This is a genomic window from Pseudomonas sp. NFACC04-2 (genome assembly GCF_900119265.1).
Taxonomy (GTDB): domain Bacteria; phylum Pseudomonadota; class Gammaproteobacteria; order Pseudomonadales; family Pseudomonadaceae; genus Aquipseudomonas; species Aquipseudomonas fluorescens_AA.
In genome coordinates this window covers 289,827-304,795 of sequence record NZ_FPJC01000002.1, presented here as the reverse complement: position 1 = coordinate 304,795, position 14,969 = coordinate 289,827, and the positions used below count along the sequence as shown (strand labels likewise).

The following is a 14,969-nucleotide window of genomic DNA, read 5'->3' as shown; positions in this document are numbered from 1 at the left end:
GGATGGGCTTAATCGTCTAGACCGCCACCGATAACGCTCGTTTCGTCGAATATTCATGCGCGATGATCAATGGACCGCGAAGGACCTTGGCACTGGCACATGTTCGAATTTGGAAATGGTCTTGATCCAGTAGCGGCGGTAGTCCGTCTGGTCCGGTGCCAGCGGCTTGTGGCTGGACCATGGGTGTTTCTCCTTCAGGCTGGCGCGGTACGCTTCCCATTCCTTCTGCTCGGCCACTTCCCGGGCTTTGCTCCGGTCGTCGAACCAGCCCAGTACGTAAGCTTCGCCCTGGTCCGTGCCGTGCGCTATCAGCAAATAAATCTCTGTCATGACTGACCTACCGTTCTGTCCTGCGCCCCAAGTGTCGGGGTCTTACCCTGGGTATCGGCCGTTATTGGCCGTTTTTGAGGTGGATCGCAGAAAAGCGCTGAGCCCAGAGGTGCGCCTGACGGAATTGGCGCACCGTCGAGCGGTCGCTTTGCGTAACTGAGGCTGGGAAGCTATGCAGTGAGTCTGTTCGGATGGATCAGGCACTCGACGAAGCACTGGGGTGAATGCCAACGGCGCGCCAGGCGGCCTCGGCCAATTGCTGCCGGTAGTCTTCAGGGCTGCGTTTGACGCGGGCGGAGAGCCAGGCGCGGCAGTAGCTCTCCGCCGAACCGATGATCAGTGACGGGATCAGCTCGAAAGGCAGGTCCTGCAAATCCTGCTGGTGGGCCGGGTCGCTGAACCATTTCTTGAGCTCGGCGTTCCTGGCCAGATTCGCCTCGGCGAGCCGTTCGTTGAAGCCGCTGCGCGCGACCGCGAAGCGCGCCTGGTATTGGAACCGCGCCCAATCGGGTTGGCTGACCACCCAATCCACGTAGCTGAACACCAGGGCATGCACCCACTCCTGGGTCGAGGTGACAGCGCCAAGGTAGCTGTCCCGCAGCCGCGCCTGATCGTCCAGGGCGGTCATGTACAACGCCGCGACCAAGCCTTCCTTGTTTTCGAAATGGTGATAAATGGCTCCCACGCTCATCTGGCTTTCGGTACGGATGATATCGATGGTGGTCGCTTCTATGCCCTGTTGGTTGAACAGCGCCAGGGCACATCGAAGGATGTGCCGCTTGGACTCGGCACGACGCCCTGGGTAGCAGCGCTCGAGGAGATCGACAGGTTCCATTTTTCGGCCCAGGCAAAAAGTGGCCATGGTAATTGAAACGAAGGCCCGGCACGAGCGATTGACAGGCAGGGCATTTACAGAATACTGTTCTGTAACAGAGCGATATTCTGTAAAAGAGTAATGTTCTGTTCATGTCTCCAGCCCACCTGACCAGGGATACCCCATGAGCCAGACTCTCAGCATGTACCAAAGCGTTGGTCCGTCCGCTTTCAGCAGTATGGCCTGCCAGATGGCACCGTACTTCGCCACCATCCATCCGGAAATTTCGCTGTTGGCCCCTGGTCGCAGTGAGGTGAAGGTGCCGTTCCGCAAGGAAATCACCAATCACCTGGCCTCCGTTCATGCGATCGCGTTGTGCAACGCGGCAGAGCTGGCGGGCGGCATGATGACCGAGGTGTCCATCCCTGGCGGGGCTCGTTGGATCCCCAAAGGCATGACCGTGGAATACCTGGCCAAGGCCAAGACGTCCATCCACGCCATTGCCGACGGTAGCGACATCGACTGGCAGACCTCGGGGGACAAGGTTGTCCCGGTCGAGATCTTCGACGAGGGCGGCGTGAAAGTCTTCACGGCGCGCATCACCATGAATGTAAAAGTCGGCTAGGTCCCCTGGCCCATCAGCCGTCGGCCGTTTCCGCCAGAGGCACCATCAACCACTGACGCAAGCGGCTGACGCTTGAGGCAAGGTTAAAGATCAAGGACCAAGTCTGAAGTGGGTTTGCTGCAGCACAGCAAGCGCAGGCCTTTGTCGATTTCCCGTTGCCGGATACCGCCGTTGTGATGCATGTCCACTGTGCCCTGGAGCAGGGCCGTCTTGCAGGTGCCACAAATACCCTGGCTGCAGGAGGAAGGCACGATCGCGCCGGCTTTCCTGGCGGCAGACAGCACGGTCTGATTGCCCGGCATGCTGAACGTCTTGCCCGACCGCGACAGGGTTACGGTGAAGACGTCCTGTTGATTGAGTAAAGCGGCTTGCTCGATCAACGGTTCTTCATTCAATGCGGCGATGTCGAAGCTTTCCTGGTGGTAGTGGGCGAAATCGAATGCCGCTTCCCTGAGCAGCGACTTGACCGCTTCCATGTAACCCTGGGGACCGCAGGTGAAGATTTCCCGTTCCTTGTAGTCCGGCACGTGCTGGCTCAACAACGACAAGTCGAGCCGGCCTATCGGTTGCTGCCATTGAGCGGTGTCGCCGAGACCTTCGCAAACACTGATGACCCGCAACCCCGGCATGGCGGCCTGCATGCGCGTCAGTTCCCCATGGAAGATGATGTCGGCGGGCGTGCGGGCGCTGTGGACGAACACGATGTCGAGGTTGCCGGCCATGTCGCAGGCGGCCCGGGTCATCGACATCAGCGGCGTTACGCCGGAACCGGCGGACAGGTACAACAACTTGGCCGCCGGATGGCCGACCGGTGTGAAGCTGCCCGCCGGGCCGGAGGCCTTCAGGTTGTCGCCGGGCTTGAGGTGGTCGTGCAGCCAGTTCGACACCGTGCCCCCCGGTACGCGCTTGACGGTAATGGAAAACGCAAACGGCCGGGTCGGGGCGGACGACAGGGTGTAGCAGCGGGCAATGGTCTGCCCGCCAATCACCGGCGAGATCGTGATGAATTGACCGGGCTCGAAGCTCAGGGCGCTGAAGTCCGCACAGCGAAAAATGAAGCTTTTGACGTCATGGGTTTCCTGGCGCACAGCGCAGCATTGCAGGGTTTTCTGTTCACCGCTGTGCCATTGCGCGCCGAACGTGCCCCAGGTGGCCGGGTCGGTAAAGCGCTGGACCACGCTGGCATGTCCAGGGCGCGTCGGGTTTTCGTAAGTCGTCATGATCATTGCTCACACGCCATGGGCGGCCAGACGCGCCGCGTACCAGCGAGAGAACTGGTCGACATAGGTTTCGGTGAAGGCCGAGAACGGCCCGGGCGTGTAGGCAGGATCTTGGGTGCCGCTGTGGGTGATGCCGACGAGGCTGGCGTCCTGCAGGTTGGTCGCGACCCAGACTTCGGTCAGCTTATCCAGCTGGTAATCGACGCCTTCGACGGCATCGGCATGGACCAGCCATTTGGTGCGCACCAGGGTCTTATCGGGCGCCAGAGGGATGATGTAGGAGACCACGGCATGGTCGCTCATGATGTGGGTCCATGAGTTGTGTGTCCAAAAATGCACGTCGCCCAAGTCGCGGCGCATGAGCTCGCCAAACAGCCGGGTGCACGCCACGCGGGTGTCCAGGGTCTGGGATTCGCCGTTGCCGGCAATGGCCAGTCGCTGCGAGCGGAACTGGGTCACGGCGTCTTCGCCCAGGTGTTCGACGACATCGCAGATATAACCTTCGCGCTCCCAGTTGGCCTTGGTCTCGGCATTGCGGCGGTGATACTCCGCCAGCGCCTGGAGTGAATCCTCCCCCAGCCCGTCGGTGCAGAAACCGAAATCTTCGGGCAGGAAAGAGGTGGTCAATTCCGGGTGGGTGGCGGCGCAGTGATAACACTCGCGATTGTTCTCGATCACCAGCTTCCAATTGCCGTTCTCGATGATTTCCGATTCGTAGGCGATCTTGGAATGGGCGAGGTTATACTGGGCGAAACGCGGTGTCATGACCTGGTCAAGGTACAGGATGTCTTCCGGCGGTTCGTCGCCCAGGCAGACGAAGACATGGGTGCCGACGATCCGAGTATGCACCGGGATCAGGCTTTTACAGGTCGGGTCGAATTCCTGGCCCATGTGCGCCGCATGTTTCAGGCTACCGTCCAGGTCGTAGGTCCACTGGTGATAGGGGCAGACCAGCATGCCCACTGTTGACTTGCCAGCCTGTTTCAAGCGCGCCCCGCGGTGCCGGCAAACGTTGCGAAACGCCTGCACATGCTCATCATCGTCGCGTACCAGGAGGATGGAGGATTTGCCGATATCGAGGGTGGAAACATCACCGGGTTCGGGGACGTCGCTGGTGACCCCCACCAGAATCCAATGCTGGGTGAAAAAGATATCGACGTCGGTTTCAAAAATATCCTGGCGACCGAACAAACCGCCAGGCATACCATGGCCCGGCGTGCGGTCGGTCAGAAGTTCGCGGTGGGTCTTCACGGTATTGATTGTCATTATGGGTCTCGCTCAAACGCAAAGTTGATCAGGCGGCGAGTACAGTTTGGAAAGGTGGGATAAGACCGTCAACGCGCTTTATTTTCACGCTCGCATAACTTTGCGTTATGCGTGAAAGTGGTCTTTAACCTCTATTTAATCAATGGTTTAGATGGCTGTCATCGCGCAGCCAATCGATCAGAGCCTGGGTGATGGGCTCAAGTTTCCGACCGCTCGGAATAACCAGGTAATAAGCGTCTTTTGGCTTGACCACGTAGGGCGTAATCCTGATCAGTTCACCACTGTTGAGCCGGTGCGCGATCAGCCGACTCCATCCCAGTGCAATGCCGTGGCCTTGGATAGCCGCCTCGATCGCATCGTTATAGGAACTGCAGCGAAATGAATAGTTGAGCTTGGGGCGCATATCGCCGAGCTCCCGGCACCAGCGGTTCCAGGTCATCCAGCCTTCCAGGGTGGAGTCCGAATCAATCAGCGCCGTGTCCAGGAAATCGGTAACGGATGAAGGGGCTGCGTTGGCGGCAAGCCAGGCCGGCGCGCAAACGGGAAACACTTCTTCATCGAACAGGAAAACCGAACTGCCATCCTCCCATTTGCCATTGCCGAAACGGATGGCCAGGTCGACATCATCGCGGTATGAACTGGGCGAGACTTGTTGCGTCAGCAAGCGCAACTTCAACTTCGGTTGCAGGGTGCGCAGTGCAATCAACCGGGGGAGTATTCTCAAATGAGAAAACGCCTCCGTGCAGGCGATGGTGATCTCCTGCTCACCAATGCCCTCGGCAATTTTGTCGAAGACACTGGCCATGCGCTGAATGGACTCCGCGACGACCAGATGCAGGACATAGCCTTCGTGCGTCAGCTTGATCGACCGATGAAGGCGGTGGAACAGCTTGGTCTCCAGGGTATCTTCCAACAACCGGATCTGTTTGCTGACGGCGGCCTGCGTCACCCCCAGCTCTTGGGCGGCGAGGGTGAAACTGGCCAGCCGCGCCACGGCTTCGAATTCCAGCAACGCCGTCATCGACGGTATCAACCGCCGATAGCCCTTGACCTTCTTATCGATATCGCTGGGTTGCATAGGTATGTTCCAACGCCGTGCCTGGTGACTCACGCCACCGAAGATTCTCTTGCGGGTTCAGCAAGCACAGGGTGCGACAGGTTGTGCCCCAACAGTGCCCGATACAGTTCACCGTCGCCCAGAATGCCCAGGACGGTACTGGTCTCATTCCGCACGATCAAGGGATGGCCCGTTTCGTAGCGAATCTGCAGGGCCTCGCGCATGGTGGTGATCGGCGGCACGCAAGTCGGTTGTCGCGCCAAGGTGTCGATTCGCTCGGTCGGATTCCATGATTGGACGTGTGCAGTGGTGGCGCCTTTTCGAACGCTGGTCAGATGACGCTGCGGGTTCACCACCATCCACAGGTTTTGAGCCGTATCCAGGCAATATTCGTCGCGGGCCAAAACGCATTGGTCCAGTGGGCTCATCAAGCTTTTCGCGCACAGCACATTCAACGGGTTGGTGTGGGCGACGAAGTTGCGCACGTAGTCATCCGCCGGGTTCAACACGATCTCTTCCGGCTTGCTGTACTGGATGATCTTGCCGTCTTTCATGATGGCGATCCGCGTGCCCAGCTTCAGGGCTTCGTCCAGGTCATGGCTGACGAAGACAATGGTCTTGTGCAGCTTGCGCTGCAGATCGAGCAATTCATCCTGCAGGCCTTGGCGGATCAGCGGGTCGAGGGCCGAGAACGGTTCATCCATCAGCAGGATGTCGGCGTCCATCGCCAGAGCGCGGGCCAGGCCGACCCGTTGCTGCATGCCGCCAGACAGTTCGTCGGGCTTCTTGTTGCGCCACTGGGTCAGGCCCACCAGCTCGAGCTTCTCATCCACCAGCTTGCGACATTCCTTTTCCGGACGGCCCTGCATTTCCAGGCCGAAGCTGATGTTCTCGCGCACCGTCAGCCAAGGCATCAGGGCGAATTTCTGGAACACCATGGCGATGCGCTGGGTGCGCATCATCTTCAATTCGGCGGGGGAGCAGGAGGCGATGTCGATCTGCCGTCCTTCATGCTCGACGTACAACTTGCCACGACTGACGGTGTTCAAGCCGTTGATGCAACGCAGCAGGCTGGATTTGCCCGAGCCGGACAGGCCCATGAGTACGCAGATCTCACCTTTGTTGATTTCCAGGTTGGCTTTCTCCACACCGACGATCAAACCGGTTTTCTGAAAAATCTCCGGCCGCGAAAAGCCTTGGTCGAGCAGATCCAGGGCGGGCTTCGGACGGGCAGAGAAGATGACGTCGACGTCTTCAAAACGGATGATGCTCATACGTCACCTCTTTTCACGGTTTCCCGTTGTTTGCAGATTCGGTCGAGGATAATGGCCAGCAGCACGATCGCCAGGCCGGCTTCAAAACCCATGGCGATATCGGCGGTGTTCAGTGCGTTGACCACGGGTTTGCCCAGGCCATCGGCACCCACCAGCGCGGCGATCACCACCATCGACAACGACAGCATGATGCACTGGGTGATACCGGCCGCGATGCTTGGCATCGCATGGGGCAGTTCGATGCGCGACAGGAGTTGGCGGCGGGAGCAGCCGAAGGCTTTACCGGCGTCCATCAGTTCGTCCGGAACGTCGCGGATGCCCAGGTAGGTCAGGCGGATGGGCGCGGCAATCGCGAACACCACCGTGGAGATCAGGCCCGGGACCACACCCAGACCGAAAAGGGTCAGGGTAGGAATGAGGTAGACGAAGGTCGGTACGGTCTGCATCAGATCGAGCACCGGACGCATCAGGGTATAGAACATCGGCTTGTGCGCGGCGACAATGCCCAGCGGTACGCCGATGATCACGCATACGAATGTGGCGAACGTCACTTGGGCCAGGGTCTCCATGGTTTCCTGCCAGTAGCCGAGGTTGAATATCAGCAGGAATGAAAAGGCGACGAAAAGTGTCAGGCTGACCTTGCGTTGGATGTAATAAGCCAGGAGTGCAGATATCGCGATCAAAGCCAGGGGGTTGAACCACAGAAGGGCGTGCGTCAACGCAGTGATGGTCCCGGACAACGCCAGGGATATAGCGTCGAATATGTCTGCGCCATGCTGCGTCAACCAATCGACATACCGGGCAATGATCTCGCCCAAGGGAAGTTTCTCTTGTGTAATCCACATATCACTAATCCGGCTGATGGAAGAAATGACTCGCGAACGCAACCACCCGGGCACAGGACTGTATGGCTGATCCCATCGCACGGCGGGTTTGAAGTCCTGATATCGCTGGGCGATGCATTACCTGGCGGTGGCTAGGTTCTGTCCTGGCTGGAGCATCGATGACCTCGCTTCAAATGGTTGATATCTGTGGGCCAAGCGTTCGGGCAGCACAAGGCGCCTGCGCGCTGAACTCGCGTTGGCAGTTATCTGAATTTGGGCAGTGGGTGACAGATGAAGGGGATGACGACGGCAGGCGTTCCAGCATTCTTTGGCCGGATGGCGAAGGTTTTTTCAGCGGCGTTCAGTAAAAAAATCATAATGGCGGCTCGTTGTTGTTGTTTTAGAGTCCTTGCCTTTTTGGAGATACAACCCGGCGCGCCTCACGGACATGTTGTTTCATGCCTGGGCCCGGCTTGTTTGATGGGAGCGGTGGTTGGATCTCCATGACGCTGGACTTTAAGTGCTCATGACGGTCAAGTCAACAAAATGTACTCGTGTGTACATTTAAAGGTCGTCAGAGTACATTTCTATCACGTATTTGAAGAAGGAGGCGCACGATGCCGCAGGTAGGGAAGGCCCGTAGTAAGGCTCAGGACGCAGGCTGGCGGGGCTCGCCGGAGGGCTGGCTGGAGGCGGCCTACGTGGCCCTGAAAGAGTCGGGTATCGATGCGGTCCGGGTCATGCCACTGGCCAAGCGCCTGGGTTTGTCGCGCACCAGCTTCTACTGGTTTTTCGAGGATCGTGAGCAACTGCTGGCTGCTTTGCTGTCGCGTTGGCGGGAGACCAACACGGGGGGGCTGATACGGCAAAGTGAAAGCTATGCCGAAAGCATTTCCGAGGCGATCCTGAATGTGTTCGAGTGCTGGCTCAACCCGCAATTGTTCGACTCGCAATTCGAGTTCGCCGTGCGCAGCTGGGCGCTTCAGTCTGCTGAGGTGGCCCAAGAGGTGGCTGTGGTGGACGAGCAGCGCATGAACGCCCTGGCGAACATGTTCAAGCGCTTTGGCTACGACAACCAAGGGGCCGATGCACGGGCCCGAACGATCTATCTGACGCAGATCGGCTACATCACCATGAACACGACAGAGTTGATCACCGTGCGCTTCCAGCGCATCCCGCATTACGTGAGCATCTTTACCGGCAAAGTCCCCAAGCAGCGGGAGCTGGATCGTTTCTACGGGAAGTTCGGTTATGCCGAAAAAGAGCCCGGGGTCTTTGTGCCCCTGACCGACACGTTCGAAGGTCACGGCGATGATCAGTGAGACCCTTGGCATCATTGGCGGCACCGGCTGGTTGGGCGGCGCGATTGCCAAGGCCGTCCTGGCGAAGGGGCTGGTGCCGGTGGGCAACCTGATCATTTCCAATCGCTCGGGCAACCACCCGCTGGCTCGACAAGGTGCTTGCCTGGTCACGGACAACCAGGACCTGGTGGATCGTAGCGACGTGGTGATCATTGCGGTTCGTCCCGAGCATTTCGCCAGCCTGGGCATCAATGCGACGGGTAAAACGGTGATCTCCCTGATGGCCGGGATCACGGCGCAGGCGATTGCTGCGCAGACCTCGGCTTCAGTGGTCGTGCGGGCGATGCCCAACGCAGCGGTGGAAATCGGGCAGTCCTTTACGCCTTGGTACGGTTTTGGCGCGATAGCGCCGACGATGAAAAGCCTCGTGCAGCAGCTGTTCGAATGTGTGGGCACTGCGGCTGAGGTCGAAAAAGAAGCTTTCATTGATTACCTCTCCGCGCTCTCGGGCACTGGCCCGGCCTTTCCGGCCTTGTTGATGACGGCGCTGGCCCACCAGGCGATGCTGGCTGGCATACCTGGCGACATCGCACAGTTGGCCGCGAAAAGTGTCGTGGTCAACAGCAGCCAGTTGCTGGCGAGTCACGACGCCCAGCAGATGATCGACGCCTTGGTGGCTTACCGGGGTGTCACGGCTGCCGCCTTGCAGGTGATGAGCCGGGGGAATTTCGAAGAACAGGTGGGAAGGGCGCTGCAGGCAGGTGCTGCGGTTGCGCGCAAGGGGCTTGAGGCCTGATAAAAGGCCGGGGTACGAAAACGGCGCCTCCACTCTTGGGAGAAGCGCCGTTTTTCCTTGAGCGAGCCCTATGGCGGCTCAAGGGGCGGGTTTACCGTTACTTGCTGGGATGGGCCGCCTGAAGTTTCTTGGCTTCGTCCAGGTGATGTTGCAGGTCCGGCAGCATCTTCTGGGCGAACGCCTTCAGTTCGGTGTTGCCAGCTTTCTTGTCGTCGGTAACGGTCTCGGCTTCTTTCTTGAACAGGGCGATGGTTTCTTCGTGGGCCTTGACCTGGTTGTTGGCGAAGGCCGCATCAAAGGACTCATCGCGCACCTCGAGAATCTTCGCCTTGGCTTTCTTCATCAACGTGGTGTCGTCGGGCACTTCGATGTCATGTTTTTTCGCCAGCGCCTTCAGCTCTTCGTTGGCCTTGGTGTGGTCGGTGATCATCTTGTTGGCGAACGCCTTGATGTCTGCCGATTGGCTTTTTTCCAAGGCCAGTTTGCTGGTTTCGATTTCCGCGATACCACCGACCGCCGCGTCGTCGACGAAGTCGTTGGAAGTCGCGGCCCAGGCCATGCCCATGCTAGTGCTCAGAGCAACTGCCAGGCCGAGTTGACGTAGGATAAATTTGTCCATGAGTAAGTCTCCATACAGGTTGAACGAGCGATTCTTGTCGTCTCTGATCAATGGAGGGTTGTGCCCAGGCAAAGGTTTGATTGCCAAGCGATCCGGTACGACGAACGGTCACCGCTGGTCGGATTGGCGGTCGACAGAACCCCGTTCAAGAGGCCATCCTGATAATCGACGGGCGTTGAAAGGACGCCTGCCACCGATCCATCAAAGGAGGTGTTCCATGCCGGTGTCTCACGATTTGTGCCAGGATCTCAACTACACAAAAGATCAAATCCAGCAAAAACGCAGCGAGAATCCAAGGCTCGACTCGTTACTTCAAAAATACTCCCAACTGGATGCCGAGGTGGTCGAGGCCGAGAAGCCGTCCTCCGCCGCTCTGCCCGCCGACGTCTTGGAGACGCTCAAGAAGAAGCGATTGCTGATCAAGGACGAGATCGTGGATCACATGCAGAGCGAGCCATAGAACCCGACTCTTCGTATCGCGAAGGGCTTTTGTAACCAGGAATTGCTCCCGCCGGGTTGCGACGGCAGGAGCTGCCGAGTGCAACGAGGCTGCGATCTTTCCACCGGCGATTGAGTCGCAAGAGAAAGATCGCCTGCTTCGCCAGCGCCTGAAAAGCGGGAGCAATCCCTGGCCATGTCAGGTCCTCGTGCCAGGCAAGTCTTGCTTGAGCAGTTGTCAGGTCAATGGATCCCAGCGCTGTGACCAGTCGCTGCCAGCCTTGACGATCTCTCGCAGCACATCGAATGCCTGCTGCAACGCCGCTGAATCCCGATCGCGGGAATAGACCAGGTAAGTCGGGTAATTGAACTCCGGTGCCTTGGGCACCCGTTCCAGGATTCCACTGTCCAGGTAGCTCTGCACCACCCGCGTGCGGAAGTAGCCGCTGCCGCCGTTTTCCAGGATGTATTGCAGGGCCAGGGGACCGAGGTTGAAGGTCACGGCGGCCTTGGCCTTGTCTGGCAGCGCGGTGTCGTGTTGGCGCCGGAAGTCCGCGCTCCAGTCTATATACACGTAGGGTTCGGGACGGGCGGCCAGGCGCACCAGGATGAGTTTTTCTTCCAGCAGTTGTTCTACCTGCAGGCGTGGCCAGTATTCGGGTTGATAGACCACCGCCGCATCCAGCAGGCCCAGTTCCAACTGTTGCAGCAGCTTCTCGCCGTCGCGGATGTCCATGCGCAGGGCGTGACCGGGGATCTTCTGGCGCAGTGCTCCGGCCCAGGCGAGCATCAAGGGGTTGCACAGGCTGACCTCGCCTCCCAGGTGCAGGACGTTGCGATAGCCCTCGGGCAACGGCAGGTCCCGGCGGGCCGCTTCCCAGGTTTGCACCAACTGGTTGGCGTAGATCACAAAGGCCTCGCCGTCGGCGGTCAAGCGCGCGCCGGCACGGTTGCGCACGAACAGCGCGCAGCCGAGCTGGCTTTCGAGCTTCTGGACCCGGGCAGTGATCGCCGTCTGGGTCACGTGCAGCTTTTCGGCGGCTGCGGCGAGGCTGCCGTGGCGGACAATTTCCAGGAAAGTGCGGGCGAGGTCGATGTCCATGTTCAGGCCGATGCGGGGGAAGTGGGCATTGTAAGAGCTGCCAAGCCTTCCCCGATACCGGGAGTTACTGGACGGCTTGGGCCTGTCTTGTCCGCGCCCAGGGTGCAACCAGGCGTTCGGGGGTACCGCAGGCCTTGTGCTTGAGGACGAAACGACGGCACTTGTCGGCGAAGCCGTGGCGATCGTCGACCATGTCGCGGCGCATCTGTGCGAGTTCATCATCGCGACACGCCTGGATCGCCGACAGGCTCCGTTCGGCCTTGCGCACCCGGATGCTTTCATAGGCCGGATCGAGCAGTGCACGGTTGGCTCGCTGCAGCAGCCACAGGCCGAACTCGTCGGGGCAACGCGGGCCGATCTCCTGGATCATGCCGTAGCGCAACGCCTGCAAGGCGCTGATGGGCAGGCAGTCCTGGGTGAGTTTCCAGGCCATGTCCGGACCAACCGCGCGGGGCAGGCTATAGGTCCAGTATTCAGAGCCATACAGGCCCATGGTCGCGTAATGGGGGTTGAGCACGATGTCACGGCGCGCCAGCACGATATCGGCGGCCAGGGCCAGCATCACACCGCCGGCCCCGGCGTTCCCCGTCAGGCCGCTGACCACCAGTTGCCGGGCGCTGAACAACTCCAGGCAGACGTCGTCGATGGCTTGTATGTTGGCCCAGGCTTCCAGGCCCGGTTCGGCGGCGGCCTGGATCACGTTCAGGTGCACGCCGTTGGAAAAACTGCCGCGCCCACCACGGATCAACAGCACCTGGGTGTCCCGGGACTTGGCCCAGCGCAATGCCGCCACCAGGCGCTGGCATTGCTCAGTGCTCATCGCCCCGTTATAGAACTCGAACGTCAGCTCCCCGACATGACCACATTCCCGGTAACGAATGGGTTGATAGGGCTCGTCGCTGAACGGCTGCCGGGCCAGGGAACTGTCGAGCACCGGGATACCTTCGAGGCGGTTCGACAGGACATGGCGCGCCGGGCGCTTGAAGGTCTGTTCGCCGGGTTGTGGTTTGCGGCGCAGTGCGCCGATCCACAGGCTGGCATCCCCCGTCGCCACCAGCACCGCATCGTCACGCACGGCCAACAGCTCGCCGGGCCGGCCGTGGCGGACGTCCGGATGGGCGTCGTACAGGTAAAACTGTTCGCCAGCCAGGCTTGCGAGCACACCGGGCTGACCGTCCGCGGCGTCGATGCAACGCTTGATGAAACCGCTGCTGTCATGCCAACTGAAGCTGCGATCATCCTGGGTCATGTTCGGTTGCAGGCGCCCGATCACGTCATGGCGGCCATAGTCCAGTGGCACCGGGACGAAACCGCTCCGGTATTTTTCCACGACCTCGCGGATGCAACGAATGGCCGCGTCGCTGACCGGGCCGTTATACAGCTCCGATTTGCGCAGGCCCGTGGGCAGGTCGAATTCGCACGTGGCCCACACGGGACCGGCATCCATTTCTTCCACTGCCTGCAATGCGGTGACGCCCCAGCGTTCGAGTTGCCGGGTGATCGCCCAGTCCAGGGCGCTGGCACCGCGATCGCCGACAATCCCGGGATGAATGATCACCACCGGGCGCCGTGGGTTGCGCCACAACTGCTCGGGTACGCGGTCCTTGAGAAACGGACAGATCACCAGGTCGGCGCCGCTTTCTTCGATTTGCCGGCAGACTGAGGCCGCATGGGTGAACAGCACCACGCTGGGGCGATAACCGGCCTCCCGCAGATCCAGCCAGGCGCGTTGGGTCAAGCCGTTGAATGCGCTGGACAGCAGAACGATTTTCAGTGGGGGCATAAGTCTCTCTTCCTTGAGATGAGCAGGCACCGCTCCCGATGAGCCGTCCCTGGCCTTGATGGAAGCGCTACGTTAGCGGTTGAAGGACGAGCAGGAACTGACAGGGGTCAAGGTTGTGTGCAGTGGGAAATCAAGGAGGGGCAAAAACACGAATCCCGCCATGGGGGCGGGATTCGTTGGCAATCGAGAGGCTCGCGACGGGGGTGAGCTCAATCTCAGGCCGGGAACAGCTCGGACAGCTTCATCGACAGCATCATGTCGCCTTCAACGCGCAGCTTGCCGCCCATGAACGCCTGCATGCCATCGGTATCGCCGCTGACGATGCCCTTGAGGGTTTCGCTGTCCATGATCAGCGTGCAGTTGGCGTCGGGATTCTCACCTTCCTGCAGTTCGCAGGTGCCGTCCTTGACGATCAGGGCGTATTGCTTGTCTTCATCGGTGATGTTGAAACCGAATACCAGGTCCAGGCCGGCAGCGGCGGCTGGGTTGAACTTGGCTTTCATGGCTTGTACGGCGTCGGCTACGGAGGTCATGGTTTCGATCCTTATTTGGGTGGTACAGCAAGGGTCTACAGTAATCCGGACTCAGCGAAAAGTGATGAGGTCCGGGGCCTTCAACAGCTGCAGGTGGGCATGGTTGTTGAAGGAAGCCAGGGCCACCTCGCGGCCCCTGAACTTCAGATGGTTGAGCGAGGTGTTGACGATTTGCCAGTTCAGTTCGAAGGCCTGTCGGGCCGGTATCCGGGTGATCAGGTGGAGCAGGGCGGTGATGGTGCCGCCGGAGGTGAACACGGCGATCTTGTGGGTGTTGTCGGCTTGCTCCAGGATGCGTTGCAGACCCGCCTGGACCCGCTCGACGAAACCCAGCCAGCTTTCGAGACCGGGCGGGTCATACTGGCCGCTCAGCCAGCGCTCGACGATCAGCACGAAGATACGCTGGAATTCGGCGCGGTTCTGCGCGGCGTTGCGCAGGATATGCAACGCCTCGGGTTCCTGGGGAAGCATGTCCGGCAACAGGGCGCGAATGACCGCGTCGGCATCGAACTCGTTGAACGCCGGATCGATTTCCAATTCGGGGACCGGCATGCCGGCGGCGGACATCTGGCCCAGCGCACCGACGGCGGTATCCTGTTGGCGCCGCAGGTCGCCCGAGAGGCAGCGGTCGAATACGACACCGAGCTCGGCGAGGTGGCCGCCGAGCACTTGCGCCTGGCGTACGCCATTGGGCGAAAGGACATCGTAGTCGTCCGCACCAAAGGAGGCCTGGCCATGTCGAATCAGATAGATACTGCCCACGTCCGCGTCATCCCGGTACGTTGAAGGTTTGGCGAGGTTATGGGGATGGCGGTGAGCTGTCAATGAAAAAACATACGCTTGTTTGAAATGCCCGTTGCAGCCTTGTCCTGCCTGGCTCGCGTCAAGGTAACCATAGGTTTCTTGGCTGGTCGCGACGCAGGCGCATGGGTATGCTGGGACTGTCACGCGCCTGCGTTCAATGGCGCATCGCATTTAAGGAGTTGC

Annotated in this window: 17 protein-coding genes; 5 read left to right on the top strand and 12 right to left on the bottom strand. The window is 59.9% G+C overall.

Translation table 11 applies throughout. From position 1 onward, the window contains the following. Positions 1-66: 66 nt before the first annotated feature. Both BT125_RS03560 and BT125_RS03555 read right to left on the bottom strand, forming a co-directional pair. A complete protein-coding gene (locus BT125_RS03560; protein WP_003203536.1) occupies positions 67-330 on the bottom strand; it encodes a hypothetical protein in 264 nt (87 codons plus the stop codon). A gap of 196 nt (positions 331-526) precedes the next feature. Beyond that, positions 527-1,165, bottom strand: coding sequence for a TetR/AcrR family transcriptional regulator (locus BT125_RS03555; protein WP_072405198.1), 639 nt, complete (start codon positions 1,163-1,165; stop codon positions 527-529). A 163-nt stretch (positions 1,166-1,328) separates the two neighbouring features. Here BT125_RS03555 and BT125_RS03550 point away from each other — a divergent pair, with 163 nt between their 5' ends. Beyond that, entirely contained in the window at positions 1,329-1,769 is a 441-nt protein-coding gene (locus tag BT125_RS03550) for a hotdog fold domain-containing protein (RefSeq protein WP_072405197.1), read from the top strand. A gap of 83 nt (positions 1,770-1,852) precedes the next feature. On the opposite strand, the gene BT125_RS03545 is transcribed toward BT125_RS03550, so the two are convergent. From BT125_RS03545 to choW, 5 genes are all read right to left on the bottom strand, one after another. Then, a complete protein-coding gene (locus tag BT125_RS03545; RefSeq protein WP_072405387.1) occupies positions 1,853-2,989 on the bottom strand; it encodes an FAD-binding oxidoreductase in 1,137 nt (378 codons plus the stop codon). A gap of 9 nt (positions 2,990-2,998) precedes the next feature. After that, positions 2,999-4,255, bottom strand: coding sequence for an aromatic ring-hydroxylating oxygenase subunit alpha (locus BT125_RS03540; RefSeq protein ID WP_072405196.1), 1,257 nt, complete (start codon positions 4,253-4,255; stop codon positions 2,999-3,001). A gap of 139 nt (positions 4,256-4,394) precedes the next feature. Then, positions 4,395-5,333 carry a LysR substrate-binding domain-containing protein gene (locus BT125_RS03535; RefSeq protein WP_072405195.1) on the bottom strand — a complete coding sequence of 313 codons (939 nt, stop codon included), beginning with the start codon at positions 5,331-5,333 and terminating at the stop codon, positions 4,395-4,397. A gap of 29 nt (positions 5,334-5,362) precedes the next feature. Further along, on the bottom strand, positions 5,363-6,586 hold the full coding sequence (choV, locus tag BT125_RS03530; protein ID WP_072405194.1) for a choline ABC transporter ATP-binding protein: 1,224 nt from the start codon (positions 6,584-6,586) through the stop codon (positions 5,363-5,365). Then, positions 6,583-7,431, bottom strand: a complete 849-nt coding sequence (gene choW / locus BT125_RS03525) for a choline ABC transporter permease subunit (RefSeq protein ID WP_072405193.1) — start codon at positions 7,429-7,431, stop codon at positions 6,583-6,585. The genes choV and choW overlap by 4 nt, the downstream gene beginning before the upstream one ends. A 158-nt stretch (positions 7,432-7,589) precedes the next feature. Here choW and BT125_RS28530 point away from each other — a divergent pair, with 158 nt between their 5' ends. The 3 genes from BT125_RS28530 to BT125_RS03515 all read left to right on the top strand — a co-directional run bounded on the left by BT125_RS28530 (position 7,590) and on the right by BT125_RS03515 (position 9,507). Continuing rightward, positions 7,590-7,778: a hypothetical protein gene (locus tag BT125_RS28530; RefSeq protein WP_139271671.1), complete on the top strand. Its 189-nt coding sequence runs from the start codon at positions 7,590-7,592 to the stop codon at positions 7,776-7,778. A 249-nt stretch (positions 7,779-8,027) separates the two neighbouring features. Continuing rightward, positions 8,028-8,732, top strand: a complete 705-nt coding sequence (locus BT125_RS03520) for a TetR/AcrR family transcriptional regulator (protein WP_072405192.1) — start codon at positions 8,028-8,030, stop codon at positions 8,730-8,732. Continuing rightward, entirely contained in the window at positions 8,722-9,507 is a 786-nt protein-coding gene (locus BT125_RS03515) for a pyrroline-5-carboxylate reductase family protein (RefSeq protein WP_072405191.1), read from the top strand. Before BT125_RS03520 ends, BT125_RS03515 begins: the two co-directional genes overlap by 11 nt. A 97-nt stretch (positions 9,508-9,604) precedes the next feature. Here the strand turns inward: BT125_RS03515 and BT125_RS03510 are convergent, their stop codons facing one another. Further along, positions 9,605-10,126, bottom strand: a complete 522-nt coding sequence (locus BT125_RS03510) for a DUF4142 domain-containing protein (RefSeq protein ID WP_072405190.1) — start codon at positions 10,124-10,126, stop codon at positions 9,605-9,607. A gap of 217 nt (positions 10,127-10,343) precedes the next feature. Between BT125_RS03510 and BT125_RS03505 the strand changes: the two genes are divergently transcribed. Then, positions 10,344-10,586, top strand: coding sequence for an HP1242/YdcH family protein (locus tag BT125_RS03505; RefSeq protein ID WP_072405189.1), 243 nt, complete (start codon positions 10,344-10,346; stop codon positions 10,584-10,586). Positions 10,587-10,802: 216 nt separating this feature from the next. Here the strand turns inward: BT125_RS03505 and BT125_RS03500 are convergent, their stop codons facing one another. The 4 genes from BT125_RS03500 to BT125_RS03485 form a co-directional block, all read right to left on the bottom strand. Continuing rightward, positions 10,803-11,666: a LysR family transcriptional regulator gene (locus BT125_RS03500; RefSeq protein ID WP_072405188.1), complete on the bottom strand. Its 864-nt coding sequence runs from the start codon at positions 11,664-11,666 to the stop codon at positions 10,803-10,805. Positions 11,667-11,730: 64 nt separating this feature from the next. Further along, positions 11,731-13,449, bottom strand: coding sequence for a hydrogenase maturation protein (locus BT125_RS03495; RefSeq protein WP_072405187.1), 1,719 nt, complete (start codon positions 13,447-13,449; stop codon positions 11,731-11,733). Between the two features lie 215 nt (positions 13,450-13,664). Beyond that, positions 13,665-13,982: an SCP2 sterol-binding domain-containing protein gene (locus tag BT125_RS03490; protein WP_072405186.1), complete on the bottom strand. Its 318-nt coding sequence runs from the start codon at positions 13,980-13,982 to the stop codon at positions 13,665-13,667. A gap of 51 nt (positions 13,983-14,033) precedes the next feature. Continuing rightward, positions 14,034-14,744 carry a histidine phosphatase family protein gene (locus BT125_RS03485; RefSeq protein WP_072405185.1) on the bottom strand — a complete coding sequence of 237 codons (711 nt, stop codon included), beginning with the start codon at positions 14,742-14,744 and terminating at the stop codon, positions 14,034-14,036. Between the last annotated feature and the right edge of the window lie 225 nt (positions 14,745-14,969).

Coding starts and splice junctions, on each gene's coding strand:
- BT125_RS03560 (WP_003203536.1), bottom strand. CDS start 330: ATGACAGAGATTTATTTGCTGATAGCGCACGGCACGGACCAGGGCGAA.
- BT125_RS03555 (WP_072405198.1), bottom strand. CDS start 1,165: ATGGAACCTGTCGATCTCCTCGAGCGCTGCTACCCAGGGCGTCGTGCC.
- BT125_RS03550 (WP_072405197.1), top strand. CDS start 1,329: ATGAGCCAGACTCTCAGCATGTACCAAAGCGTTGGTCCGTCCGCTTTC.
- BT125_RS03545 (WP_072405387.1), bottom strand. CDS start 2,989: ATGACGACTTACGAAAACCCGACGCGCCCTGGACATGCCAGCGTGGTC.
- BT125_RS03540 (WP_072405196.1), bottom strand. CDS start 4,255: ATGACAATCAATACCGTGAAGACCCACCGCGAACTTCTGACCGACCGC.
- BT125_RS03535 (WP_072405195.1), bottom strand. CDS start 5,333: ATGCAACCCAGCGATATCGATAAGAAGGTCAAGGGCTATCGGCGGTTG.
- choV (WP_072405194.1), bottom strand. CDS start 6,586: ATGAGCATCATCCGTTTTGAAGACGTCGACGTCATCTTCTCTGCCCGT.
- choW (WP_072405193.1), bottom strand. CDS start 7,431: ATGTGGATTACACAAGAGAAACTTCCCTTGGGCGAGATCATTGCCCGG.
- BT125_RS28530 (WP_139271671.1), top strand. CDS start 7,590: ATGACCTCGCTTCAAATGGTTGATATCTGTGGGCCAAGCGTTCGGGCA.
- BT125_RS03520 (WP_072405192.1), top strand. CDS start 8,028: ATGCCGCAGGTAGGGAAGGCCCGTAGTAAGGCTCAGGACGCAGGCTGG.
- BT125_RS03515 (WP_072405191.1), top strand. CDS start 8,722: ATGATCAGTGAGACCCTTGGCATCATTGGCGGCACCGGCTGGTTGGGC.
- BT125_RS03510 (WP_072405190.1), bottom strand. CDS start 10,126: ATGGACAAATTTATCCTACGTCAACTCGGCCTGGCAGTTGCTCTGAGC.
- BT125_RS03505 (WP_072405189.1), top strand. CDS start 10,344: ATGCCGGTGTCTCACGATTTGTGCCAGGATCTCAACTACACAAAAGAT.
- BT125_RS03500 (WP_072405188.1), bottom strand. CDS start 11,666: ATGGACATCGACCTCGCCCGCACTTTCCTGGAAATTGTCCGCCACGGC.
- BT125_RS03495 (WP_072405187.1), bottom strand. CDS start 13,449: ATGCCCCCACTGAAAATCGTTCTGCTGTCCAGCGCATTCAACGGCTTG.
- BT125_RS03490 (WP_072405186.1), bottom strand. CDS start 13,982: ATGACCTCCGTAGCCGACGCCGTACAAGCCATGAAAGCCAAGTTCAAC.